The 21,955-nt window shown below is 64.2% G+C and carries 22 protein-coding genes; 13 read left to right on the top strand and 9 right to left on the bottom strand.

Annotation, left to right across the window (positions count from 1 at the left end):
- Positions 1-31: 31 nt before the first annotated feature.
- Both AB8841_RS17425 and AB8841_RS17420 read right to left on the bottom strand, forming a co-directional pair.
- The gene (locus AB8841_RS17425) at positions 32-1,024 is read right to left on the bottom strand and encodes a hypothetical protein (RefSeq protein WP_370437085.1); all 993 of its coding nucleotides are present in this window, start codon (positions 1,022-1,024) and stop codon (positions 32-34) included.
- A gap of 30 nt (positions 1,025-1,054) precedes the next feature.
- Positions 1,055-2,026 carry an extracellular solute-binding protein gene (locus tag AB8841_RS17420; protein WP_370437084.1) on the bottom strand — a complete coding sequence of 324 codons (972 nt, stop codon included), beginning with the start codon at positions 2,024-2,026 and terminating at the stop codon, positions 1,055-1,057.
- A gap of 111 nt (positions 2,027-2,137) precedes the next feature.
- Between AB8841_RS17420 and AB8841_RS17415 the strand changes: the two genes are divergently transcribed.
- From AB8841_RS17415 to AB8841_RS17400, 4 genes are all read left to right on the top strand, one after another.
- Positions 2,138-3,211 (top strand): ABC transporter ATP-binding protein, encoded by a 1,074-nt coding sequence (locus AB8841_RS17415; RefSeq protein WP_370437083.1) that lies wholly within the window; start codon positions 2,138-2,140, stop codon positions 3,209-3,211.
- Entirely contained in the window at positions 3,208-4,863 is a 1,656-nt protein-coding gene (locus tag AB8841_RS17410; RefSeq protein ID WP_370437082.1) for an ABC transporter permease, read from the top strand. The genes AB8841_RS17415 and AB8841_RS17410 overlap by 4 nt, the downstream gene beginning before the upstream one ends.
- A 366-nt stretch (positions 4,864-5,229) precedes the next feature.
- Positions 5,230-5,814, top strand: coding sequence for a phasin family protein (locus AB8841_RS17405; RefSeq protein WP_370437081.1), 585 nt, complete (start codon positions 5,230-5,232; stop codon positions 5,812-5,814).
- Positions 5,815-6,103: 289 nt separating this feature from the next.
- Entirely contained in the window at positions 6,104-6,655 is a 552-nt protein-coding gene (locus AB8841_RS17400; protein WP_370437080.1) for a hypothetical protein, read from the top strand.
- A gap of 237 nt (positions 6,656-6,892) precedes the next feature.
- Here the strand turns inward: AB8841_RS17400 and AB8841_RS17395 are convergent, their stop codons facing one another.
- On the bottom strand, positions 6,893-7,621 hold the full coding sequence (locus AB8841_RS17395) for a hypothetical protein (RefSeq protein ID WP_370437079.1): 729 nt from the start codon (positions 7,619-7,621) through the stop codon (positions 6,893-6,895).
- A gap of 407 nt (positions 7,622-8,028) precedes the next feature.
- Here AB8841_RS17395 and AB8841_RS17390 point away from each other — a divergent pair, with 407 nt between their 5' ends.
- The gene (locus AB8841_RS17390; RefSeq protein WP_370437078.1) at positions 8,029-8,232 is read left to right on the top strand and encodes a hypothetical protein; all 204 of its coding nucleotides are present in this window, start codon (positions 8,029-8,031) and stop codon (positions 8,230-8,232) included.
- Positions 8,233-8,332: 100 nt separating this feature from the next.
- Here AB8841_RS17390 and AB8841_RS17385 read toward each other — a convergent pair whose 3' ends face one another.
- Both AB8841_RS17385 and AB8841_RS17380 read right to left on the bottom strand, forming a co-directional pair.
- Positions 8,333-8,650, bottom strand: a complete 318-nt coding sequence (locus AB8841_RS17385; RefSeq protein ID WP_370437077.1) for a phasin family protein — start codon at positions 8,648-8,650, stop codon at positions 8,333-8,335.
- 307 nt (positions 8,651-8,957) lie between these two features.
- Complete coding sequence (locus tag AB8841_RS17380) at positions 8,958-9,218, bottom strand: hypothetical protein (protein WP_370437076.1); 261 nt, start codon at positions 9,216-9,218, stop codon at positions 8,958-8,960.
- 931 nt (positions 9,219-10,149) lie between these two features.
- On the opposite strand from AB8841_RS17380, the gene AB8841_RS17375 reads away from it, so the two are divergent.
- From AB8841_RS17375 to AB8841_RS17340, 8 genes are all read left to right on the top strand, one after another.
- Complete coding sequence (locus tag AB8841_RS17375) at positions 10,150-11,175, top strand: AAA family ATPase (RefSeq protein WP_370437075.1); 1,026 nt, start codon at positions 10,150-10,152, stop codon at positions 11,173-11,175.
- 22 nt (positions 11,176-11,197) lie between these two features.
- A complete protein-coding gene (locus AB8841_RS17370; RefSeq protein WP_370437074.1) occupies positions 11,198-12,217 on the top strand; it encodes a DUF58 domain-containing protein in 1,020 nt (339 codons plus the stop codon).
- Positions 12,214-12,678, top strand: coding sequence for a DUF4381 domain-containing protein (locus AB8841_RS17365; protein WP_370437073.1), 465 nt, complete (start codon positions 12,214-12,216; stop codon positions 12,676-12,678). The genes AB8841_RS17370 and AB8841_RS17365 overlap by 4 nt, the downstream gene beginning before the upstream one ends.
- A gap of 1 nt (position 12,679) precedes the next feature.
- A complete protein-coding gene (locus AB8841_RS17360; RefSeq protein WP_370437072.1) occupies positions 12,680-13,687 on the top strand; it encodes a VWA domain-containing protein in 1,008 nt (335 codons plus the stop codon).
- Positions 13,684-14,616, top strand: coding sequence for a VWA domain-containing protein (locus tag AB8841_RS17355; protein WP_370437071.1), 933 nt, complete (start codon positions 13,684-13,686; stop codon positions 14,614-14,616). The genes AB8841_RS17360 and AB8841_RS17355 overlap by 4 nt, the downstream gene beginning before the upstream one ends.
- 202 nt (positions 14,617-14,818) lie before the next feature.
- Entirely contained in the window at positions 14,819-15,421 is a 603-nt protein-coding gene (locus AB8841_RS17350) for a hypothetical protein (protein WP_370437070.1), read from the top strand.
- An 11-nt stretch (positions 15,422-15,432) separates the two neighbouring features.
- Positions 15,433-16,743, top strand: coding sequence for a BatD family protein (locus AB8841_RS17345; RefSeq protein WP_370437069.1), 1,311 nt, complete (start codon positions 15,433-15,435; stop codon positions 16,741-16,743).
- Entirely contained in the window at positions 16,740-17,717 is a 978-nt protein-coding gene (locus AB8841_RS17340) for a formylglycine-generating enzyme family protein (RefSeq protein WP_370437068.1), read from the top strand. The genes AB8841_RS17345 and AB8841_RS17340 overlap by 4 nt, the downstream gene beginning before the upstream one ends.
- A 153-nt stretch (positions 17,718-17,870) precedes the next feature.
- Here AB8841_RS17340 and AB8841_RS17335 read toward each other — a convergent pair whose 3' ends face one another.
- The 4 genes from AB8841_RS17335 to AB8841_RS17320 form a co-directional block, all read right to left on the bottom strand.
- Entirely contained in the window at positions 17,871-19,493 is a 1,623-nt protein-coding gene (locus AB8841_RS17335) for an arylsulfatase (RefSeq protein ID WP_370437067.1), read from the bottom strand.
- Positions 19,494-19,510: 17 nt separating this feature from the next.
- Positions 19,511-20,506 (bottom strand): HAD family hydrolase, encoded by a 996-nt coding sequence (locus AB8841_RS17330; RefSeq protein ID WP_370437066.1) that lies wholly within the window; start codon positions 20,504-20,506, stop codon positions 19,511-19,513.
- 94 nt (positions 20,507-20,600) lie between these two features.
- Positions 20,601-21,023 carry a hypothetical protein gene (locus AB8841_RS17325; protein ID WP_370437065.1) on the bottom strand — a complete coding sequence of 141 codons (423 nt, stop codon included), beginning with the start codon at positions 21,021-21,023 and terminating at the stop codon, positions 20,601-20,603.
- A gap of 290 nt (positions 21,024-21,313) precedes the next feature.
- Positions 21,314-21,946 (bottom strand): response regulator, encoded by a 633-nt coding sequence (locus tag AB8841_RS17320; RefSeq protein ID WP_370437064.1) that lies wholly within the window; start codon positions 21,944-21,946, stop codon positions 21,314-21,316.
- Positions 21,947-21,955 lie beyond the last annotated feature (9 nt).

Raw genomic sequence — 21,955 nt, 5'->3', positions numbered from 1 at the left:
CTTTTTTCACCAGCGAAAGGTCCGCCGGATTTCAGAATTTGACTGCGAGATAAGTCCTGTCGTCGGCCCAATGGGATGACGTGGATCCCTTCGGCGAAGAGTAGAGGAGCACCTTCGCGGGATCCTCCCGCTCGGCCTCGTCGAACGCCTTTTCCCATGCCGCCACACCGAACCCGTCGCCAGGCTTGAAGTAGCCGTCCGAATAGATCTCGACCGTCCTGACCTCAGAGCGCGGAAACCGCTCGATCCTGATCATGTGCTGCGGCACTTCGAATCCATCGATGCAGGGGTAGCCGAGCTGCAGGGAGCCGTTGTTCTGATAGCCGCCTTGCGCGTTGACGATACCGCCCCGCACCAGGTTCTCGATATCGGCCAGGGCCACATGCGGGAGCGCCTCGCGGTTGGCCGCGATGGCGCGGCTCTCGATGAGAGCCATATCGTCGGCATCGAGGGTATCGGCGACGGCGTCGAGAGGCTGGCGCGTGCCGTGCCAGGTGACGCGGCGGGAGACCAGTTCCTGCTTTTCGGGATCGGAGGTCTTCTGTCCGATCACGGGCCAGGCCTGCCGCCGCAGGATGGACGTGATCAGGTCGAGATCCTTCTCCATCCGCAGAATGTGTTCGCCGTTGATGCGCACGCCGCTGTCGCCGACGAGGATCACATCCACCGTCTCGGCCTGAACGAGCACGAGGGCCAGTGCCGCCGAGAGACGCAGGTTCCAGTCCGTAAGGACCTTTTCGGCCGTCCCGAACGCCTTGTAGGCGGCGGCGATTTCCGCCGTCAGCGCATGGACGACGGCAATGCCGTCCATGCGCGCTTCGGGCGCGCTCAGCATGTGTTCGAGCGCGCGCTTGACGGTCACGGCCGCATACTGACCGGAGAGCATTCCCTGGTAGCGGGTGCCGAGGCGATCCGTGACCCCGTCGATGACCGCATAGGCGCGACCCGGCAGGATGACGATCTGGTCCTCGTTGGCATGAGGCGCAGCAGGATTCTTCGCCTCGGAAAATGCTTCGATCAGCATGTCGGCTTCATGACCTCAAGCGGTGGCGGCTCAACGATTCTGAAGAGCCGACTTCCACTTGGCGACCCAATCGTTGCGGCTCTGTGCCACCTTCTTGATGTCGTAGTCAACGAGCTTGATTTCGCCGATGGGCTTGAGACCGGAGCCGGTCACGTCCTTGCGGACCGAGCGACGCCCGATTTCGGAGACGAGCTGCTCCTGCACGGGCTTCGAGAGAAGCCAATCGATGAACACCTTGCCGTTATCCGCGTGCGGCGCGCCCTTCACCAGAGCGACGCCGTCGGCCACCGTCGACGATCCGTCTTCAGGATAGACGATCGCGACATTGCCGCCGCCCTTCACGTAATCGAGGGCGTTGTCCTCGAGGGTCAGGCCCACGAGCGCCTCGCCGTCGTTGACGTAGCGCGGAACGGCGCCAGAGGAATCCGACAGATTCGTGTTGGCGAGAATCTTGTTGTAGACGTCCCAGCCCTTGTCGCCATGACCGATCAGCACGGTCGCGAGCTGCTGGAAGCTGGAGCCGGACGTGTCGGCGCGGGCGGAGGAAATCTTGCCCTTCCACTTGGGATCGCCGAGTTCCGCCCAGGTCTTGGGATAGTCGGCAGGCTTCAACTCCTTGTTGTTGACCGCCATGACGAGCAGAATACCCGTATAGGGAATCCATTCAGGGCTGACCTTGTAGGTCGTCAGAATGGCATCGTCCTCCTTCGGCTTGTAGACCGCCAGCAGGTCCTTGTTGTCCTCCAGCTGCTCGCCGCCGATGCTCCAGATCACGTCCGCCTTCGCGGATGTGGATTCGGCCTTGACGCGCTTGATGATGTCGCCTGATCCGGCCTTCACCACATCGACCTTGATGCCGGTTTCCTTCTCGAACTTCGGCACTAGTGCATCGACGATGGATGCCTTATGAGCGGTATAGACCACGACGGTCTTGTCCTGGGCCATGGCCGCAGCTGTGAGAGACGCGAGCAGCACGCCCGCGGTCAGTCCGACTTTCAACATAAAATCCTCCCGGGGAATTCGTTAGCCAGGTAAAGGCATGTTGCTGAAGGCGGTAACTTTTGTAAAGTCAGAGCTTTCCGGGGCGTGGATAAACCAACAAGGGAGCCGGGTGTGGCCGATTTGAAGATCCAGGGGCTGGCCAAGAGCTACAAGGACGTTCGGGTCCTGGAAAGCATCGATCTCGACATCGCATCGGGGGAATTCTTCACGCTTCTGGGTCCCAGCGGCTGCGGCAAGACCACACTTCTGCGCACCATTGCGGGCTTTCAGCATCAGGATCGGGGCGACATCGTCGTCAACGGAGAGCGGATCGACCACAAGCCCGCGCACAAGCGCGACATCGGCATGGTGTTCCAGGATTACGCGGTCTTTCCACACCTTTCGGTTGCGGACAACGTCGCCTTCGGTCTCAAGGCCCGCTCGCTTCCCAAAAGCGAGATCGAGGCGCGGGTGGCCGAAAGCCTCAAGATGGTGCGCCTCGACGGCTATCAGAACCGCCTTCCGGCGGAGATGTCGGGCGGGCAGCAGCAGCGCATCGGCCTCGCCCGTGCGATGGCGATCCGCCCGACCCTTCTGCTCATGGACGAGCCGCTCTCGAACCTCGATGCGAAACTGCGTATCGAGCTGCGGGAAGATATCCGCGACATCCAGCGGCGCCTGGGCATCACGACGATCTACGTCACGCACGACCAGGAGGAGGCTCTTGCCGTCTCCGACCGCATCTGCGTGATGAACAAGGGTCATGTCGAGCAGATCGGAACCCCGTTCGAGATCTACCGCAAGCCCCTGCGCCGGTTCGCGGCCTCCTTCGTCGGCACCATGAATTTCCTTCCGGGGCGCCTCGAGGACGGACGCCTGACCGTCGGCGGCCAGTCGATCGCCTATCCTTCCGGGGAGGCGGGCACGGTCGAAGTCGCCATCCGGCCGGAGAACGTGCTGTTGTCTCTCGAGGCAGCGCCGGGCGAGACGATCACCCTGAAGGGCGAGGTGATGAAGGTCACCTTCCTCGGCCGCGAGGCTCATTATACCCTCAAGACCGAGGCCGGCGAGATCGTGGCCCAGGTGGCCGATCCGGCACACGACTTCATCGCGATGGAAGGGCGTTCCGTCGAGATCCGGCTTCCGTTTTCGAAGATCGCCCTCTTCCGCCCCAATGGCGACGTGATCGAGGCGGGACGGCCATGATGAAACGGCGCGTTCGCTTCGACATCTGGACCTTCGTGCTGATCGCAGCCTGGGTGATCCTCATCGCGCTGCTGATCTGGCCCTTGTCGTCGGTCCTTCGCGCCAGCCTGATCGACAACGATACGGGGGCCTTCTCGTTCGTCCATTATGTCGAGATCGCGACCGTCAAAGCCTATCAGCGCGCCATCGGAAACACCCTGCTCGCCGGCTTCGGCGGCATGGCGGGCGCCCTCGTTCTCGGCGTCACCCTCGCCTTCGTGACGACGCGCTTTCACATCTACGGCCGCGCCCTCATTCAAACGCTTGCCGTGGTGGCCCTGGTCTCGCCTCCCTTCATCGGCGCCTATGCATGGATCGTGCTGTTCGGCGCAAGCGGCGTGGTGCGCAAGGGGCTCGCGGAAATCGGCATTTCCATTCCGCCTCTCTACGGCGCGGCGGGAGTGATCCTCGTCTTCGCCTTCAAGTTCTTCCCGCATGTCTTCCTGATCACTTCAGGCGCGCTCGCATCGATCAACCGCTCCGTCGAAGAAGCGGCGGAGAGCCTCGGCGTGTCCCCGTTCAAGCGCCTCTTCACGATCACGCTTCCGCTGATTCTGCCGGCGATCTCGGCGAGCGCGCTTCTCACCTTCGTTCTTTCCATCGCCGATTTCGGCACCCCGCGCATAATCGGGCGCGATTTCAACGTGCTGGCCACGGAGGCCTTCAATCTCTACGGCAGCGAAGTGGGCGGCAATCCGGGAATGGCCTCGGCGCTGAGCATCGCGCTGATCGTTCTCTCGATGATCGTCGTCTTCGGGCAACGCTGGGTTCTTCGCAAGAACGTCTATCACAGCAATCTGATCAAGAAGCCGGAACGCAAGCATATCCGGGGCCTCAAGGCGGCGGGCCTTCATGCCCTCGCCTACGCCATCGTGATCATCGGCGCGCTCCCGGCCATCATCGTGGTGCTGTTCTCGTTCCGCCGCACGAGCGGGCCGGTGTTTCAGCCCGGCGTGAGCCTGCAGAGCTACGAGCGCGTCATCTCGACGGTCTCGGATCCGATCTGGAATACCCTGATCTTCTCCTCCGTCGCCGTGGTGGCCATCGTCATTACGGGAACCCTGATCGGCTACCTCATTTCCCGACGTCCCGGAATCGCGACGGGCGCGCTCGACGCCCTTCTGATGGTGCCTTACGTGGTGCCCGGCATCGTCATGGGCATCGCCTTCATCACCCGCTTCAACGAGCCACCGCTCGCTTTGACCGGAACGGGTCTCATCATCATCATGGCGGTCTTCGTCCGGCGCCTTCCCTACTCGGCGCGCTCGGTCGCGGCCGCCTTGAAGCAGGTCGGTCCCAACCTCGAGGATGCGGCCGTGAGCCTCGGCTATTCCCCGGGCAAGGCCTTCCTGAAGGTGACGGTACCGCTGATCCTGCCAGGCATCATGGCCGGGGCTCTCATGAGCTTCGTCACGGCCATGAACGAGCTGTCGTCCTCGCTGGTGCTCTATGTGGGCAGCACCATCACCATGCCGGTGCGAATTTATCTCTCGGTCATGGACGGCGAATACGGCACCGCATCGGCCCTTTCGACGATCCTTCTGACGATGACGGTCGTTGCCGTCTACGCAGCCTTCCATCTGTCAGGCCGGAAGGAAAGCGCCCTTCTCTAAGAGGTCATGCGCCAACTCCCGCCCATCCAGGCCATTGTGACCTATTGCCCGTCTCGGCGGCCCGAACTGTCAAGAGATTGTCCGTATCGGTCAAGCGACGCATCCTCTGCAGATCTAAGGTGGCGGAATAGTTCGTTCATGTTTCACATGCCGGGACCCCGTCGCGCACGTGCGGCGGGCTCGTTCGCCCTGTCAGGACAATTCTGACCCAGGCTGGGCCGGTGAGCCTAAGGCACGAGCACTTCCAGCTTCATCCCGCTTGCCCAAGCGACCTTTGCAAGCGACCTTGCAAGCGACTTTGGATGACGGCCGACGAGGGACCTCCAGGACAGCAATCACGAATTCGTTGAGAGAGGATGGAAGCCGATGAGGGAAGAGGCGAAGCTGACTCTTGAGCCGAACGAGACCGCGCAACGGATGACGAACGACATCGCCGGTGCGCTCCGCGCCAGCATCGAAAGCCTGCAAACCATTGCACGCACTCTGCAGGAGACGGTGGAGACCAGTGCCCGCGCGATGCCGGAACTGGCCCGGCACTCATCCCGCCAGCTCACGAACGGCGGCTCCGGTAGCGACGGAGAAGCCCAGCGGAAGATGGAAGAATCGGTTCGGGGGCTACGGGCGGTCGCCGAAACCGGCACTGTTCTCGCCGGGGCCTTCGAAGAGCTCTCCCGCGAATGGCTCCGCTTCCATCAGAGACGATTGACGCGAAACCTCGACAGTTTCAACGCACTCGTCTGCTGCCGCTCGACGGACGAGTTTCTCGCCATCCAGAGTTCCCTTGCCTTCGACAATCTCGATCAGAGCCTGAAAAGTTTTCAGCGGCTTGCCGATGTCGCGATCAGGATGGCCGATGAAGCGTCGATGACCCTGTCCATCCAGCCCGACCGCACCATGGTTCAGATGGAGACCGTCGCTCTGCGGGCACGCCGCGCCAGCGTGAATGCCTAGAGCATCGGACGCGAAAAGTGGAATCCACTTTTGGGATCGATGCCCCCTTCCTAGAAAGAGCGCATCGTTTGAGCAGAGAACCGGGTCCACTTTTCGCCTGATGCTCTAGGCTGCTTCGGCTCCCGTGTCAGGAATGGCTGCAGAGCCGGGAGAGTGGCCCAAATTGTCAAGGACCTGTCCCATTTCATCAAGCGTGAGTGCCTGAGTGAGGTAACCTGGTGCGATGCGCCGGAGCCATGTTCCGCTGACGCGGACCTCCGGTACCGCACGATGCGTCAGGGAGGCTGACATGCGCAAACTTGCAACGGTCGCCGTCGCCATCCTCATGGTGACCGGCAGCATCGAAACGGCGAATGCACAACGCTGGAGAGGTGGTGGTTGGGGCGGAGGCTGGCACGGAGGCTGGGGCGGAGGCTGGCGCGGCGGTTGGGGAGGCTGGCGCGGCGGCTGGGGCTGGGGCGGAGGCGGTGTGGCCGCAGGTCTGGTCGGCGGAGCGATCCTCGGGGGTCTGCTCACAGCCGCTGCGACGACTCCTGCTTACGGATGGGGCTATCCGGGTTACGGCTACGGCTATTATGGGCCCTGGCCGGGGTACAATTATTACGCCCCCGCGTACTATTACCGGCCGCCTGTCTATTATTCGCCCGGCTACGTCTTCCCGCGCAGGGCCTATTTCGGCCCGCGCTTCTATCCACGGCGCGCCTTCTGGGGACCTCGCTACTATGGTGCCTATCGCGGCTTTTATGGCCCGCGCTTTGGCGGCGCACGCTTCGTTGGCCCGCGCGTTGGCGGCGCGCGCTTCGTTGGCGGCACACGTGTAGCCTACCGTCGCTTCCGCTAGAGCATCGGACTCAAAAGTGGAGGCCACTTTTGGGATTGAATCCGATACTTCCTCCTGGAGGAGCGCATCGTTTGAGCGGAAAACCGGACCCGGTTTTCCGCACGATGCGCTAGGCGACCCGCCGAACAACGGATCCGCACGCGCGATGATTGGCAGGGAAATCCAGCGCAGGCGAGAATTGAATCCTCGCCCGCGCTGGCGCACGTCTCTCAATCATCCCGCCGACATCGCGACGTTTCAATAGACATCGCAGGCCCAGACGCGCCCGGTTACGATACCGCCATTGGGACCGACGACGCGACGAAGCACCCAGCGGCAATCGTTGCCGTAGGTTACATTGTAATACGGATTGTCGTTATAGTCGTAGTAGTCGTAATCGGCGTCATACGGATAGCCCAAGGCCCCGACCGCCAGGCCGTAATAGGGATAGCCCCAGCCATAGTAGCCATAGCCGTTCCGGTAGCGCCATCCATATCGCGGATAGTTCCAGCCATAACGCGGATAATAGCCGGGGCGGCCCGGATAGGTGCCGATGCCGGGCCGGAAGTTTCCCCTCGGCCCCTCAATGGCTCCCGGTGCGAACCCGGCCTGAGAGCGGAATGTTCCAGGGACGAAGCCCTGCCGAATCACGCCGCCGCCTTCCACGCCGACGCGCGGCCCGTAGCCGATACTGCCCGTGCGAAGCGAATTTCCGCCGAAGGAGCGTCCCCCGCCCTGAGGAAAGAAAAAACTCGAGTCGCCGAAACCGCCCACGCGGCTTGCGCCGAATCCACCTCCGAAGACGCCGCCGATGCGTCCGCCGCCGCCGCCTCCACCAAAGCCGCCGCCGCCGATGCGTCCGCCGCCGCCGCCTCCGCCAAAGCCGCCGCCTCCGTGAGAGCCGCCGCCTCGCTGCGCCGCAGCTTCTCCTGGCACGAGCAAGGCTCCCGCAACAATGGCACCGAGAGCTACGAGAAATCGATTCATCTTACCCTCCCGTATCGGCAGGCACACGACACCAGCCGAACAAGCCGCAGTGAACGGGACATTATGATCGGCCTGAGCCTCCTTTGCTTGATCACTTGGGACAGGCATGTGGATATTTTAGGCGGACGCTCCGGACTCCACAGCCCTGCCGAACGGCTCACGGCAACGTGAGACGAGCCGCTGCGACCACGGGCCGATGAACGCCGTTTAAGCCTTTTGCGCTTTTGACAGCTCGAGCGTCGGTCCGCAGATTGTCCATGTTCTGGCGCATCGTGCGAAAAGGTAGAACCGTTTTTCATGGACGTGCCCATCGAGACCGCACGCTGCGTCGATCCAAGAAGGGAGCATCGGATTGGATTCCAAAAGTGGGTCCACTTTTGGGTCCTATGCTCTAGGGAGTTGCGACAATGCCCGTTGATCGTGCAATGCTGAAACAAGCCCTGAATGAACTCGTAAGGCTGAGGGGCGGAGCAGAAAACCCGACGCGGTTTCTCGCCCAGCTTTACAGCTCCGCCTTGAGCGAATGGGCCGGAGAACTTGGGGTGGATCGCCACAAGCTCCACAAACTGGTCCATTTCAAGGAAGCGATTTCCGACCGTCGCCTCAATTGATACTCCCGCGCAGGGCGGCAGCGCAGCCCTTTTGACCGTGCAGGCGGCACGGCGTCAATCATGGGAGTAGTCGAAGGAGTGCCCGATTCATGACCGATCGCTATCGCCCACTGCCCTGCTCTCCACCGTTCACGGAATGGCTGTAGATGGTCATCAATTTGGACATCTCGGCGTTGTAGTCGCGTAGCGTTTCCTCCATCCAGTGTGAATGAAGCGTCACTGCATCCGCGAAGTTCCGGCAACCAAGAATATCCCGCATGGCTACGCCGTCCTTCTCAAGACGCCTGGACATGAATTCCATCATCTCGCGATGGTACTGGCTCGTAGCGGAAAGCCACGTTTGCACCGCCCTCGCTACAGCCTGACCGTCACCCATCGGCATAGCCAGCTCGGCGGCGCTGCGCATCGTGTCCGACATCGACGACCTCTTTGATGCGGTTGTCATTCGCTATCCTCCTCGAACATGCTCAAGTTGAATGCTTTGTCCTCGCTCCCTTCAAGGAGACGAACGGCGAAACGGCACTCTTGCGCGATCCCCAGTCCGCACGTCGATCGCGCGGCCTTCCGATAGTTTGCGCCACTCACGTACCGTTAAGAGCCGAGGCCCCGGCGAAAAGAGGATCCGGTTGCCTGCAAAGCCTCAAGCTCTACGGCATCGGACGTGGCATCGAGCCCAAATCCGAATCCGTGTCACGAAACCCGGATCCACTGTTCCGCACGATGCTCTAGCATCTGCCGCAAACGCTGCGCATCGTGCGGCTCATCCGGCGGTCGAGTTCTCGGAACTTCTTGTCGGCATCCCCCGCGCTCTTGTCTCCGCCCGCTCGCGTCCCCGCCTGATTTCGACCATCCTGGATCGTGGATTGATCAGGCTTCGATCCTCCCAAGGACCTTTCCGACGTCTGTGCCAGGATCGCTCCCGCCAGGAGAATGGCCGGTGCCGCGATGCCGGCGTGTCGGATGCGTGCGAGAGGAACGGAGATCATCGAAGTTATCCTTCGTTTTGGTGATGTCCGGATCGAAAACTGCAACCGCCGGGCTTATAGCCTCGGACGTGACATCGAACCCTAATCCGATGCAGTCAGTCGATGATCTCGAGCATCTTCTCACGCAAAGCCGGCGCCCACATTTGCGTTCGATGCTCTAAGAGCCGCGGCATCCATTGCCCGTGGACAGTGTTCTGCCAGGCAAACTCCACCGACGTCGGAAAGGCCCAACCGACGCAACGAAAGCAGTATGATCGCTCCTTCCCAACGTGCTTGACCGATTGAGCCATCGGGCTGACAGTTCGAGACGGCCGCTGAGAAAAACTGGCGGCGTGTCCTGGGGGCGCGGTCAGCGGCGCGCATGCGGCCCCGCCCCTCTCCCACGCATTCGCATCGTCGCCTCGACCGAACCCTCCAGAGCCTCGGACGTAAAAGTGGATTCCACTCTTGGGATCAATGCGCCCCTTGGAATCAATGCGACGCGCCCACGATAGAGCGGCGCATCGCTTGCTGCGAAAAGCCGGGTCCACCTATTCGCACGGTGCGCCAGGATACGGTCAAGCCGTTCCCAGGCGCTCGGTATTTTTCTGCCCGCCTCTCATGTGTTTCCCCAATACCCCTCCTCGGCAGCCTTCCTAAGCTCTGAAAGAGGTCGATCGGGCTCGTGCCGGACAACGGTTCAATCACCGAGGGAAAAAGACCGCCAAGAAATTGGTGACGAAGCTGGTGATACCGACCGCAGCCGTCGCTCTTTCCTGACGCACATTCCCCGAGGCTTCCGAGGCGCTCTCATCTACGGCCCGGGAACGGAGGCCTCGACGGAAGCTGAAAACCGAGCGGTATCGAGGCGGCGAACTGAGCCGATGACCGAGCGGAATCGCAATGGCGAGCAAGGTGGGCCAAGTGGATGATGGAACATGGATGATGGAACGTGGGTGATGCAACGCGAATCCTGGACATAGACGAAGCGGGAGACCGGGCTGCGTCTGCCCGCGACGCCATCCTCGACCTGCAATCGCGCGTGAACCAGGCGATCATCGGTCAGGCGCGAGTCGTCGAGCGGCTGGTCATCGCGCTCCTCGCGAACGGCAACGTCCTGATCGAAGGCTTGCCGGGCTTGGCCAAGACACGCGCCATCAAGAGCCTCGCACGCAACCTCGAGGCGGATTTCAGCCGGATCCAGTTCACGCCCGATCTCCTGCCCTCCGACGTGACCGGCGGCGAGATCTACCGCAGCGACGGCCAGGGCAACGGCACATTCGAGTTCCGCCAAGGCCCCGTCTTCGGCAACCTCGTCCTGGCCGACGAGATCAACCGCGCCCCGGCCAAGGTCCAGTCCGCCCTGCTCGAGGCCATGGAGGAGCGGCAGGTGACGGTCGCGGGCAAGCGCTACAGGCTGCCCGATCTGTTCATGGTGCTGGCGACCGAAAACCCCATCGAGCAGGAGGGGACCTATCCCCTCCCCGAGGCCCAGATGGACCGCTTCCTCATGCATGTCCGCATCGATTATCCGAGCGATGCCGACGAGGTGAAGGTGCTCCGCCTCGTTCGTGAGGAAAGCGCGGAACCTGCATCCCCTGCCACCTCTCCCAAGATTCCGCAGCAGGCGATCTTCGATGCAAGGCGCGAGATCGACCGCATCACCTCCGCCGCGGCGATCGAGACCTACATGGTGGGACTGATTGCGGCCACCCGGCGCCCGGCCGAGTACGGCGACAACCTCAAGCAGTGGATCGCCATCGGCGCCAGCCCGCGTGGCTCGCTGGCGCTCGATCGGGCGTCGAGGGCCTACGCGTGGCTTCAGGGACGGGACTACGTCGTGCCTGAGGACGTGCAGGCCGTCGCGCACGACTGCCTCCGCCACCGGGTGTCCCTGAGCTACGAAGCGACGGCCGACGGGGTGAAGCCCGACGACGTGATCGACGAGATCGTCCGGCAGGTGGCGGTTGCCGCCTGACCCCGAAAGGATGGAGGTGCGGATGGCATCAGGCGGATCACTCCACCATCCCCCGGCTCTCCAGGGCCGAATTTCCGTAACGGTCGATGAACTGATCCGGCTGCGGAACAAGGCGCGAGGCTTCAGCTTCCTGCCCCGCCAGCCCGTCCACAGCGTTCTTGCGGGGCGCCATGCATCGCGGCTTCGCGGCCGCGGGCTGAACTTCGAGGAGCTGCGTCCATACTATCCCGGCGACGACACCCGCACGATCGACTGGAACGCCACCGCCCGCCTGCGCGATCCATTCGTGCGCGTCTACACGGAGGAACGAGACAGGACCGTTCTCCTGCTGGTCGATCAGCGTCTGTCGATGTTCTTCGGCAGTCGTCGGGCCACGAAATCGGTGGCCGCCGCCGAAGTCGCCGCCGCTTCGGCCTGGCGCGTGACGTCGCTAGGCGATCGCATCGGCGCCATCGTGTTCGGCGATACCGAAACGGCGACGATCAAGCCGCGAGCCCGGGACGCAGGAGCCATGAACGTCATCGATGCCGTCGCCAAGGCCAGTCAGGATCTGCCCGGCAGGATCGGGGAAAGGACCCGACCGGAGGCTCTCAACGAGGCACTCCGCCGGGCGCAGCCGCTTTTAAAGCATGACGGCCTCTTGTGCCTGATCACGGATGCCGCCGGAAGCGACGAGGAGACCGTGGAGCGTGTGACGGCGCTCACGGCCCACAACGATGTCCTAGGCGTCTTCGTCTATGATCCTCTCGAAGCCGATCTTCCGCCGGTCGGCTCCGCTTTCGTCACCGAGGGAGATCGGAAAATCGAGGTCGACACGTTGTCCAGCGCCCTCCGAGGCCGGTTCACCCAGGCATTCGAGAAGCGCCGGCGGACGATCGAGCGCTTCTCCCGTCAACGGTCGATCCCGGTCCTGCCGATCCGGGCGGATCTTGATCCGGTCGACCAGCTCCGTGACCTGCTGGGGCGGCGGATGACCGCTTCCGTTCGCGAGCATGCGCCAAGAGAAGCACGAAGAGAAGCCAGAAGAGAAGCACGGTCATGAGCAGCGATCCGGCCGACCTCGCCAATCTTCGCGACATCGTTCTCCCACCCCCTGTATCCTTGTGGCCCTTTGCCCCGGGCGTCTGGATCATCCTCGCAGGGATACTCCTGGCCGTTCCCGTGGCGTCGGTTCGGGCTTGGCGCCGCCATCGCGCCAATGCCTATCGCCGCGAAGCTCTCCGGGAACTCGATGCCGCACCGGACGCCGCCGCGATCCTGCCGCTCCTCAAGCGAGCCGCCATCGTCGCCTATGGCCGCGAGCAGGTCGCCTCCCTCAGCGGAGCAGCCTTCCTGGCCCTCCTGGACCGGACGGGCGGCACGACGGCCTTCACGTCGGGCCCCGCCCGCCTTCTTCCCAACCTCGTCTACGCGCAAGGGGCGACCATGACGGCGGAAGACGTAGCGACCGCCAGTGCGGATGCGCGGCGATGGCTCCGGAACCATCGGGCGCGGGAGGGCTGACGTGCTGACCTTCGCCTATCTCTGGCCGGCTCTGCTGCTTCCCCTGCCCTGGCTCGTCTTCAGGTTCGCTCCTCCCTATACGGAGCGCCGAGCGGCCGTGAGGGTCCCCTTCTTCGGCACCCTGGCGGCACTCACCGGACAGGTGTCGGGAGGCGGCACCGCCCCTGCCCGGCGAGGCGCCGGACGTATGGCGGTTCTCATCGTCTGCTGGATCCTCATGCTCGCGAGCACCATGCGTCCGCAATGGATCGAGCCGCCCCTGCACCGCGATGTCCCGACCCGCGACATGCTCCTGCTCGTGGATCTCTCGGCCTCCATGGACACGAAGGATTTCGTGGATGCGCAGGGACGAAGGGTGGATCGGATCACGGCCCTCAAGCAGGTGCTCGACGACTTCGTCTCGCGGCGCCGGGGTGACCGGATCGGCTTGGTGGTCTTCGGCGATGCGCCGTTCACCCTCGTGCCGTTCACCACCGACCTCACTCTTGCCCGCCGGCTCGTACAGGAGACGGCCGTCGGCATGGCCGGTCCCCGCACGGCCTTCGGGGACGCAATCGGCCTTGGCATCTCGCTCTTCGACAAGTCGACCGTGAAGACGAAGACGATCATTGCCCTGACCGACGGCAACGATACGGCCAGCAAGGTACCGCCCGGCGAAGCGGCGGGCGTCGCCAGGGATCGCGGCATCGTCATCCACACCATCGCCATCGGAGACCCCACCGCCGCAGGCGAGGACAAACTCGACGAGGCCGCGCTCAAGGAGGTGGCGGAGAAGACGGGCGGGGGCTTCTACCGCGCCCTCGACCGGCAGCAGCTTGCCGGGATCTACCGGCGCCTGGACGAGGTCGAGACCCGGCGCATCGAGACCGTCTCCTTCCGGCCGAAGACCGATCTCTATTGGATTCCGCTCGCCGCCGCCCTGCTGGTGAGCATGGGAGCGGCCCTCGCCATCCTGATCCGGAACCGCCGTCCGGCTCCCCTCGCCGGACGGCGGGAGGCGGCCCCGTGAGTTCCGCGCTGGCCTCGTTCCATTTCCTGCGGCCGTGGTGGCTGGGGCTGCTCGTTCCTGCCGCCTTCCTCTGGTGGCATCTTCGCAAGGGGGCCGCCGCCACCTCACGATGGGCGACGGTGATCGATCCTGCCATCCTGCGGGCCCTGACCGTCGGCGCGGACAGGAAGTCTCGCCTCTCTCCCCACGACCTCCTGCTCGCGGCGTGGATCCTCGGCGCGCTGGCGCTTGCGGGGCCGACCTGGAAACGGGAGCCCTCACCCTTCGCCGACGCTCGCCCGCCCGTGATGATCGTCCTCAAGGTGACGCCCTCGATGAAGACCGAGGATCTGCCACCGAGCCGCCTTGCGCGGGCCGTGCAGAAGCTCTCGGACCTCGTGACGGCGCGCGAAGGCGCCTCGACGGGGCTTGTCGCCTATGCCGGATCGGTTCACCTTGTCCTGCCGCCGACACCGGACAAGGACGTGGTGATCGCGATGGCCCAGGCCCTTTCGCCCGAGATCATGCCCCGGGAGGGTGACAGCCTCGCCGAGGCGGCTCGTCTGGCTTCCGCCGTTCTCCGGGACGGCGGCAAGGGAGGATCGGTTCTCGTCATGGCGGATGCCGTATCGCCCGATCAGGCGGCCCTCATGAAGAGCTCCGGCAAGCTGCCGGTCGAGGCAACGCTCTGGGCAGCGCTGCCTCCCGCCCGCCTCGATGCCGCGGACGATCTCGCTTCGGCCGCATCCACTCTCGATGCCTTGCTCCAGGGAATGACGCCCGACCGCTCCGACGCCGACGCCATCGCCCGCCGCCTCGACCGAGCGACCGCCAACGGCGACGTCGCCGGCGAGGGCGAGCGATGGCACGAGGCGGGCTACTGGATGACGCCCCTGCTCGCTTTCCTCGCCCTCGCCTGGTTCCGGCGCGGCTGGGTCCTGGGGAGCTGAGGCCATGGCGCGCACGATCCGCAACGTGGTCGAATGGATGTCCTGGCTCCTAGAGCATCGGACCCAAAACTGGAATCCACTTTTGGGATCGATTCGATGCTCCCTTCTTGGAAAGAGCGCATCGTTCTGGCCAAAAACCGGGTCCACTTTTTCGCACGATGCGCTAGCCCGGCACACATACGCGAGCATCGCAGGCGCGGTCGTGATCGGCCTCGGGATTCTCGGGCCCCTCTCCGGCTGGCGCAACCTCCTGCTCACGCCGGACCAGCGCGGCGCCTGGGCCATGCACGAGGGCCGATATCAGGAGGCCGCCGATGCGTTCGCCGACCCCATGCGGCGTGGCGTGGCCCTGTTCCGGGCGGGCGCGTTCAAGGAAGCGGCTCAGACCCTGTCCGGCCTCGATACCGCCGAGGCCGCCTATGATCACGGCAATGCCCTCGTGATGCTCGGACAATACGACAGCGCGGTGAAGCGTTACGATCGTGCGCTCGAACGCGAGCCCGGCTGGGCGGAGGCACAAGCCAACCGGACTCTGGCGAGGCTTCGCGCCGAACGGATGAAGACGACGGGAGGCGATACGGGCAACACCGATTCCAAGCCCGACGAGGTCGTCTTCGACCCGAACAAGCCGAAAGGCGGAGACGGCAAGGACGCACCGGTGACAGGAGGGGCTCCCATGTCCGATGAAGCGGTGCGGGCGCTCTGGCTGCGCGGAGTCCAGACGAGACCCGCAGATTTCCTGCGGGCGAAATTCGCCTACCAGCTTCAGAACCAGGACTCATCATCGGCAAGAGGAGCGCCATGAGCAGGAGCGCCATGAGCAGGAACGCCAAGAGCCCCCTTGCGCTTCTCATCCCGCTCCTGCTTCTCGCGCCGGCTGCGTCCTCGGCCCAGCCTCAGCCTGAGCAGGACGCCGTCATCCGGCAAACCGCGAACCCCACCGAGGGTGCCGTGATCGGCGAGAGGATCGCCCTCTCTGTCGACGTGCTCTTTCCAGGCACGATGCCACGGCCGCCGCGGGTTTACGTTCCCGATGCACCGGGATTCCAGACATTCCGGTTCGAGAGTCAGGGGACCACCATGCGCGAGCGCATCGACGGTCGCGATTACGTCGGACAGCGCTTCGAGTTCGCCGTTTATCCCCGACGGGGCGGCGTCTTCACCCTCCCGCCCGCCCGGGTCACATTTCTCGACCCGCGTGGCGCTCCCGTCGGAACGGCCGAGGGCACCCCGACTCCGGTCAGCGTCCGGGTGCCGCAGGGCGTCGATCCATCGACGCCCGTGATCGCCTCGACATCCGTGTCACTGAGCGAGACCTGGTCCGGGCCGGACGGGACGGCCCTCAAGGCCGGCGATGCGATGACGCGGATCATCCGCCGGGAAGCGGCCGACGTCCCGGCCCTGGCGATGCAGGCGGTCCCGCTGTCGGCGCCGGACGGCGTGAGGGTGTATGCGGAGCCTCCCCTGTCCGAGGACAGGATCGCTCGCGGGAACCTGACGGGGCGACGGGCGGACACGCTGACCTACGTGTTCGAGCGTCCCGGCTCGTATGCGCTACCCGCCGTGACGCAGCCGTGGTGGGATCTTCGCAACTCCGTGCCGAGGGAGGAGAGCGCAGCCGGTCGCGCCGTCACGGTTTCAGCGGTCCCGACGCCCGCGTCACCGGCCCGCCCGTTCGGCCCGTGGCGGTTCACCTGGAGGGATCTCGGAGAAGCGCTCGCCGTGCTCGTTCCGGCCTGCCTCCTGGGGTGGCTCGCATGGCGCCTCGGCCCCGGCGCGCTCAGCCGGTGGCGTGCGGAGCGAGACTGTGCCTCCAGGTCCGAGGGCGCCGCCTTCAGGGCATTGCTCAAGGCGGCGAGATCGGGTGAGGCTGACCGCACCTACCAGGCCTATCTCACCTGGCGATCACGCCTCCCCGCCATGGAATGGACCGATACGAAAACCGCCGTCGAGAACCTCGAAGCCTTCCTGTTTCGCCGGCGCCCTCCTGCCGCACATTGGTCTAAGATCGAAGGCAGGGCCCTTGCCGCCGATTTCAAAAGGCTCAGAGCCGATCTGCGGCGGCGCACGCCAGCGCCCCGCAAGCCTTCTGCCTTACCACCCCTCAACCCCATATCGATCCCATGAAACATGCAGCCAATTCCACGAAGCCATCGACTGACGACGACATGGTCCGCATTCCGGGCGGCACGTTCGCCATGGGATCGAACGACCACTACCCCGAGGAGGCGCCCGTCCACCGCGTGAGCGTGGACGGGTTCTGGATGGATGCGACCCCCGTCACCAACCGCCAGTTCAAGGCCTTTGTCCAGGCAACGGGCCACGTCACGACGGCCGAGATGGTGCCCGATGCCAGGGACTATCCAGGCGCGAAAAAGGAAATGTTGCGGGCCGGATCCCTGCTGTTCACCCCGCCCGGTCACCCCGTCGACCTGCGGGACTGGAGCCAGTGGTGGACCTTCGCCTTCGGGGTCAACTGGAAGCGGCCTTACGGCCCTACCAGCAACCTCAAGGGACTGGAGGACCATCCCGTGGTCCATGTCAGCTATACCGACGCCCTCGCCTACGCCCGCTGGGCCGGCAAGGACTTGGCGACAGAGGCCGAATGGGAATTCGCCGCCCGGGGCGGCCTCGAGGCCAAGGAGTTCGCCTGGGGCGACGAGCTCACACCCGGCGGGGAGCAGATGGCCAATACCTGGCAGGGGCAGTTCCCGTTCCAGAACACGATGCTCGACGGCTACGAGCGCACCTCGCCGGTCGGATCGTTCCCGCCCAACGGCTACGGCCTGTACGACATGATCGGCAACGTCTGGGAGTGGACGGGCGACTGGTACAGCCCGAGGCATCCCGAGGATGCGCAGAAGGCCTGCTGCATCCCGGAGAACCCTCGTAGCGGAAGGGCGGAGAGCAGCTACGATCCGGGCGAGCCCGCGATCAAGATTCCCCGCAAGGTCGTGAAGGGAGGCTCGCACCTGTGCGCCCCGAATTACTGCCGCCGCTATCGCCCGGCCGCCCGGCATCCGCACCCCATCGACACCTCGACGAGCCATATCGGCTTCCGCTGCGTCCGCCGAGAAGGAGGCGATCCCTCGCGATCGTGAACGGGTCGACCGTGCCCTGCGGACAACAGTCGACATCCCCCTCGCGCAGGCCTTGATTCACGTACTCACGAGCGTCCTTGAAACATGAAACCCTCATCCGTATCGGAGGGCGGGGCGGCGGCAAGGGCATCGGCCGCCCCGTCAGAAGTGCGGTCAGTTCTTCGGGCTCATCTTCTGCATCACCTCGTCGAGGTTGAAGCTCGCGGGCTTCTGCCGGATCGGGAAGTCCTTGAAGCTCGAAAGCCACTGCGCCACCACGGCCTGAGCCGGCACGACCACAAAGGCGCGATCGAAGAACCATTTGTCGTATTCGAATGACTCGTCGCCGCGCTCGAAGGGATCGGCCCGCAGATTGTAGAGCATCGGGGTCCGCAGATTCGTGAATTCGCGCCGCCACACGCCAATTCCCTTGTTCTCCTGTGGTTTGAAGACGACTTTCCAGTCCCCGACGCGGATCGAGACCAGTTCGCCGTCGTCGTTCCAATAGAGGAACTCCCGGCGTGGGGAATCCTTCACGCTCCCGGTGAAGAACGGCATCAGGTTGTAGCCGTCGAGATGGACCTTGAAGGTCTTGGTGCCCGCCTGATGGCCCGTCAGGCATTTGGCCACGACGTCCGGCTCGCCGCCGGCCGCGCAGAAAGTCGGGATCAGGTCGTAGTGCGAGAACATCTCGTTGTAGACGGTGCCGGGCCTGATCACGCCGGGCCAGCGGATCAGCATCGGCACGCGGAAGCCGCCCTCCCAGTTGGTCGCCTTCTCGCCCCGGAAGGGCGTCGAGCCGCCATCCGGCCAGGTCATCACCTCGGCGCCGTTGTCGGTGGTATAGACCACGATGGTGTTCTGTACGACGCCGAGATCGTCGAGTTTCTTCAGCAATTGGCCGACATGGTTGTCGTGCTCGACCATGCCGTCAGGGTACAGGCCCGTGCCGGTTTTGCCGTCGGATTCAGGCTTGAGATGGGTGTTGACGTGCATGCGCGTCGAATTGAAGTAGCAGAACCACGGCTTCCCGGCGCGTTGCTGGCGGTCGATGAAATCCAGAGCGGCAGCGCAGGTCTCGTCGTCGATGGTCTCCATCCGCTTGCGGGTGAGCGGCCCGGTATCCTCGATCCGGCCGTCGGCGGATGACCGGATGACGCCGCGCGGGCCGAACCGTCTGCGGAAATTGGGATCCTTGGGATAATCGGGATTTTCCGGCTCCTCCTCGGCATTGAGATGATAGAGATTGCCGAAGAACTCGTCAAAGCCGTGATTGGTCGGCAGAAACTCATCCTTGTCGCCGAGATGATTCTTGCCGAACTGCCCGCACATGTATCCCATGGGCTTGAGCAGTTCGGCCACGCTCGGATCCTGCGCCTGAAGACCGACATCCGCTCCCGGCAGCCCGACCTTGGTCAGTCCGGTGCGGATCGGCGACTGCCCGGTGATGAAGGCCGCGCGCCCTGCCGTGCAGCTCTGCTCGCCGTACCAGTCGGTGAACAGCGCGCCCTCACTGCCGATGCGGTCGATGCTGGGCGTCCGATATCCCATGATGCCGCGGTGATAGATGCTCGGATTGAACCAGCCGATATCGTCGCCCATGATCATGAGGATGTTGGGCTTCTGTCCGGCCGCGGGAGCGGGCGTCGCTTGCGGCTGCTGGGCCTGCGCCTGCGCGGAGGAGCTGGCGATGGTGGCGAGCACGGTCGCCGTGCCCGACAGCAGCAGGTCGCGCCGATTGACGCCGGACCCGCCGGCATCCCTCCTGTCGTCCGGTTCGCGATGATGGCCGCTCATGGTCCGCTCCTCCTCGGTCATGGTTTGAAGATCGTCTTCCAGTCGTTCTTCATGTCGACGACGAGCCAGCCGCGCCGGGGCGCATCGTCGAGCGCCTTGTCGAGCCGGCCCACGCGCGATTGGCGGTCGTAGGCGTATTCGCGCTCGCCATCCGTGTGGTGAACGATCAGGGCAAAGCGCGGCCCCGAGTTCAGGGTCGTCCATTGCAGCATCTGAAGATCGCCGTCGGAGTTCCCGGCGGCGAAGACCGGGCGGCGGCCGATGAAGCGGTTGATCCCCACGGGTTTTCCCGGGCCGTCATCCACGAACTCCACCGTCGGCAGCTTGTCGATGACGGGGGTGTCGCCTTCCAGGCGATAGACGGTCTTGCCGCTCGACCCGACCACCTGCTCGGGCGGGATGCCGTAGGCCTTTTCGGTCCAGGGCCGCATGAACTCGACCCCGCCGCCGGAGACGATGAAGGTCTTGAACCCGTTGGTCCTCAGATAGGCCAGCAGTTCGACCATCGGCTGGTAGACCAGTGATGTGTAGGGCCTGTCGAAGCGGGAATGCCGGGCCGTCGCGAGCCAGTCCAGGACGGTCCTCTCGAATGCCGACGTCGTCATCCCGCTATGGGTGGCGATCGCGAGATCGGCGATGTCCTGCTCCGGGAGCGTGACCAAGTCGGCTCTGCCTTTGCCCAGGATCGCCTTGAACGGCTGACGGTCGGCCAGGTCCGGGTTGGATCGCGCCATCTCCTCCGCGCGGGCGAGAACGAATTCAGCCTCGACGTACATGGGCTGCTCCGTCCAGAGTGTGCCGTCGTTGTCGAAGGTTGCGATCCTCTCCGAGACCGGGACGAAGTCGGGACCTCCCTGCAGCGTCACCCGCTGGATGAAATCCGTGATCGCGGCCTTCGCCGGCCCCTCGTTCCAGGACGGCAGGGCATCGGTCTGGGCCACGGCCTGAAGTGCCGCCGATCCCGTGGCGATCGCCGCCACCGCGAGAATGCGAATTCCTTTCAAGAACCTCATGTCGCGTCACTCCGGAAATGCTGCTCCAGGACGCCCGTTACCGCCCGGGAATGCGCTATCGGTTGGCGAGCCTTGCGGCCTCCCCTCGCGACGATCACCTGCAGCGGGTGAAGGTGGTCTCGATCTCAGGGAAGTCCGGATCGACCTTGACGATCGTATTCGGGTCGGGAACGCGAAACGTGACCGGGAGCGCACCGACCATCATCCGGCTCGAACAGTCGAGGACCGCGCGCAAGCCGTCGGCGGTCGGCCGCTCCGAACCCAGCGTACAGTTCGCCCGCGCCCCCCGGATGCGGTTGCCGCTGATGATGAAGCTGGTATCGGCGTTCCGATGGTTCGGCTTGAAGGAAAAGCGCCCGCTCCTCTGCGCAAAGATGTCGGAGCACTGCGCCGAGGTAATGACCCACGCGCCCTGAAGTTCGGAGATGGATGCCGCCCGGACCGGCGCTCCTGCGGCGAGACAAAGCAGGGTCGTCGCGAACAGATACGATCCAGGTGTCCGGTGGGCTGTCGTCATCAAAGCTCTCTCCAGCGCCCGGCTGGAGCATCGGATCCAAAAAGTGGAATCCACTTTTGGGATCAATTTCGATGCTCCGACGATAGAACAGCGCATCGTTCTCGCGAAAAACCGGGTCCACTTTTTCGCACGACGCGCGAGTGAGGCGATCGAAGGGATCATTGCCCTGCCGATGCCGTCCGCACCGTGTCGTTCCCCTGAAGCTTCCCTTGGCCGACGCCCTCGGACAATTGGGATAAACCCTGAAATCGGTGGGAATAAACCCTCGGCGGTTTCGAAGGGTCAGTCCGTTACGGCTCGACGAGCCTGTTGCGGATGGCGTAGCGCACCAGGGTCGCGGTGGAAGTGGCGTTGACCTTGCGCATAGCCGAGGCCCGATGGCTTTCCACCGTCTTGGGATTGAGCCCGAGGATCTGGGCCACCTCCTTGTTGCTGCGGCCCTCCGCGATGAGCTGGACCACGCTGCGCTCCCGCGCCGTCAGGGCACCGTCGGGAACATGTCCCTTCGCCAGGTAAGCGTTCAACAGCGTCTCGGAGACCCGACCGGTGAAGAAGGGCTTGTGGTGCGAGAGCGATTCCACCGCGGCGATCAGGAACTTGCGGGCATCCGACTTGAGCAGGTAGCCGCGCGCCCCAGCCTCCAGCAATTCCCGCAGGAGCGGCTCGCTCTCGTGCATGGTGAAGATCAGCACCTCGGTCTGCGGGGCAACGGCCCGGATCTCGCGGGTGGCGTCGACGCCGTTCAGGGATGGAAGCTGGTAATCGAGAATGGCGACGTCGGGCTGGATCTCAGCCGCGAGCTGCACCGCCCGGCGACCATCCTCGGCCTCCGCGACGACGTCCCATCCCGGCTGACCGCTCAGGATCGTGTGGAGACCTGAGCGGACGACGTCGTGGTCATCGGCGATCAGGATGCGTATCATGCTCCCAGG

The organism is Microvirga sp. TS319 (assembly GCF_041276405.1).
GTDB lineage: Bacteria > Pseudomonadota > Alphaproteobacteria > Rhizobiales > Beijerinckiaceae > Microvirga.
This window is presented reverse-complemented; position numbering and strand designations above follow the sequence as displayed.

Excerpts from the sequence above, each read along its gene's own strand:
- AB8841_RS17390 (WP_370437078.1), top strand. The coding sequence starts at position 8,029 with ATGCCCGTTGATCGTGCAATGCTGAAACAAGCCCTGAATGAACTCGTA.
- AB8841_RS17365 (WP_370437073.1), top strand. The coding sequence starts at position 12,214 with ATGAGCAGCGATCCGGCCGACCTCGCCAATCTTCGCGACATCGTTCTC.
- AB8841_RS17330 (WP_370437066.1), bottom strand. The coding sequence starts at position 20,506 with ATGAGGTTCTTGAAAGGAATTCGCATTCTCGCGGTGGCGGCGATCGCC.
- AB8841_RS17320 (WP_370437064.1), bottom strand. The coding sequence starts at position 21,946 with ATGATACGCATCCTGATCGCCGATGACCACGACGTCGTCCGCTCAGGT.
- AB8841_RS17400 (WP_370437080.1), top strand. The coding sequence starts at position 6,104 with ATGCGCAAACTTGCAACGGTCGCCGTCGCCATCCTCATGGTGACCGGC.
- AB8841_RS17385 (WP_370437077.1), bottom strand. The coding sequence starts at position 8,650 with ATGTCGGACACGATGCGCAGCGCCGCCGAGCTGGCTATGCCGATGGGT.
- AB8841_RS17395 (WP_370437079.1), bottom strand. The coding sequence starts at position 7,621 with ATGAATCGATTTCTCGTAGCTCTCGGTGCCATTGTTGCGGGAGCCTTG.
- AB8841_RS17410 (WP_370437082.1), top strand. The coding sequence starts at position 3,208 with ATGATGAAACGGCGCGTTCGCTTCGACATCTGGACCTTCGTGCTGATC.
- AB8841_RS17370 (WP_370437074.1), top strand. The coding sequence starts at position 11,198 with ATGGCATCAGGCGGATCACTCCACCATCCCCCGGCTCTCCAGGGCCGA.
- AB8841_RS17345 (WP_370437069.1), top strand. The coding sequence starts at position 15,433 with ATGAGCAGGAACGCCAAGAGCCCCCTTGCGCTTCTCATCCCGCTCCTG.
- AB8841_RS17420 (WP_370437084.1), bottom strand. The coding sequence starts at position 2,026 with ATGTTGAAAGTCGGACTGACCGCGGGCGTGCTGCTCGCGTCTCTCACA.
- AB8841_RS17425 (WP_370437085.1), bottom strand. The coding sequence starts at position 1,024 with ATGCTGATCGAAGCATTTTCCGAGGCGAAGAATCCTGCTGCGCCTCAT.
- AB8841_RS17405 (WP_370437081.1), top strand. The coding sequence starts at position 5,230 with ATGAGGGAAGAGGCGAAGCTGACTCTTGAGCCGAACGAGACCGCGCAA.
- AB8841_RS17380 (WP_370437076.1), bottom strand. The coding sequence starts at position 9,218 with ATGATCTCCGTTCCTCTCGCACGCATCCGACACGCCGGCATCGCGGCA.
- AB8841_RS17335 (WP_370437067.1), bottom strand. The coding sequence starts at position 19,493 with ATGAGCGGCCATCATCGCGAACCGGACGACAGGAGGGATGCCGGCGGG.
- AB8841_RS17340 (WP_370437068.1), top strand. The coding sequence starts at position 16,740 with ATGAAACATGCAGCCAATTCCACGAAGCCATCGACTGACGACGACATG.
- AB8841_RS17325 (WP_370437065.1), bottom strand. The coding sequence starts at position 21,023 with ATGACGACAGCCCACCGGACACCTGGATCGTATCTGTTCGCGACGACC.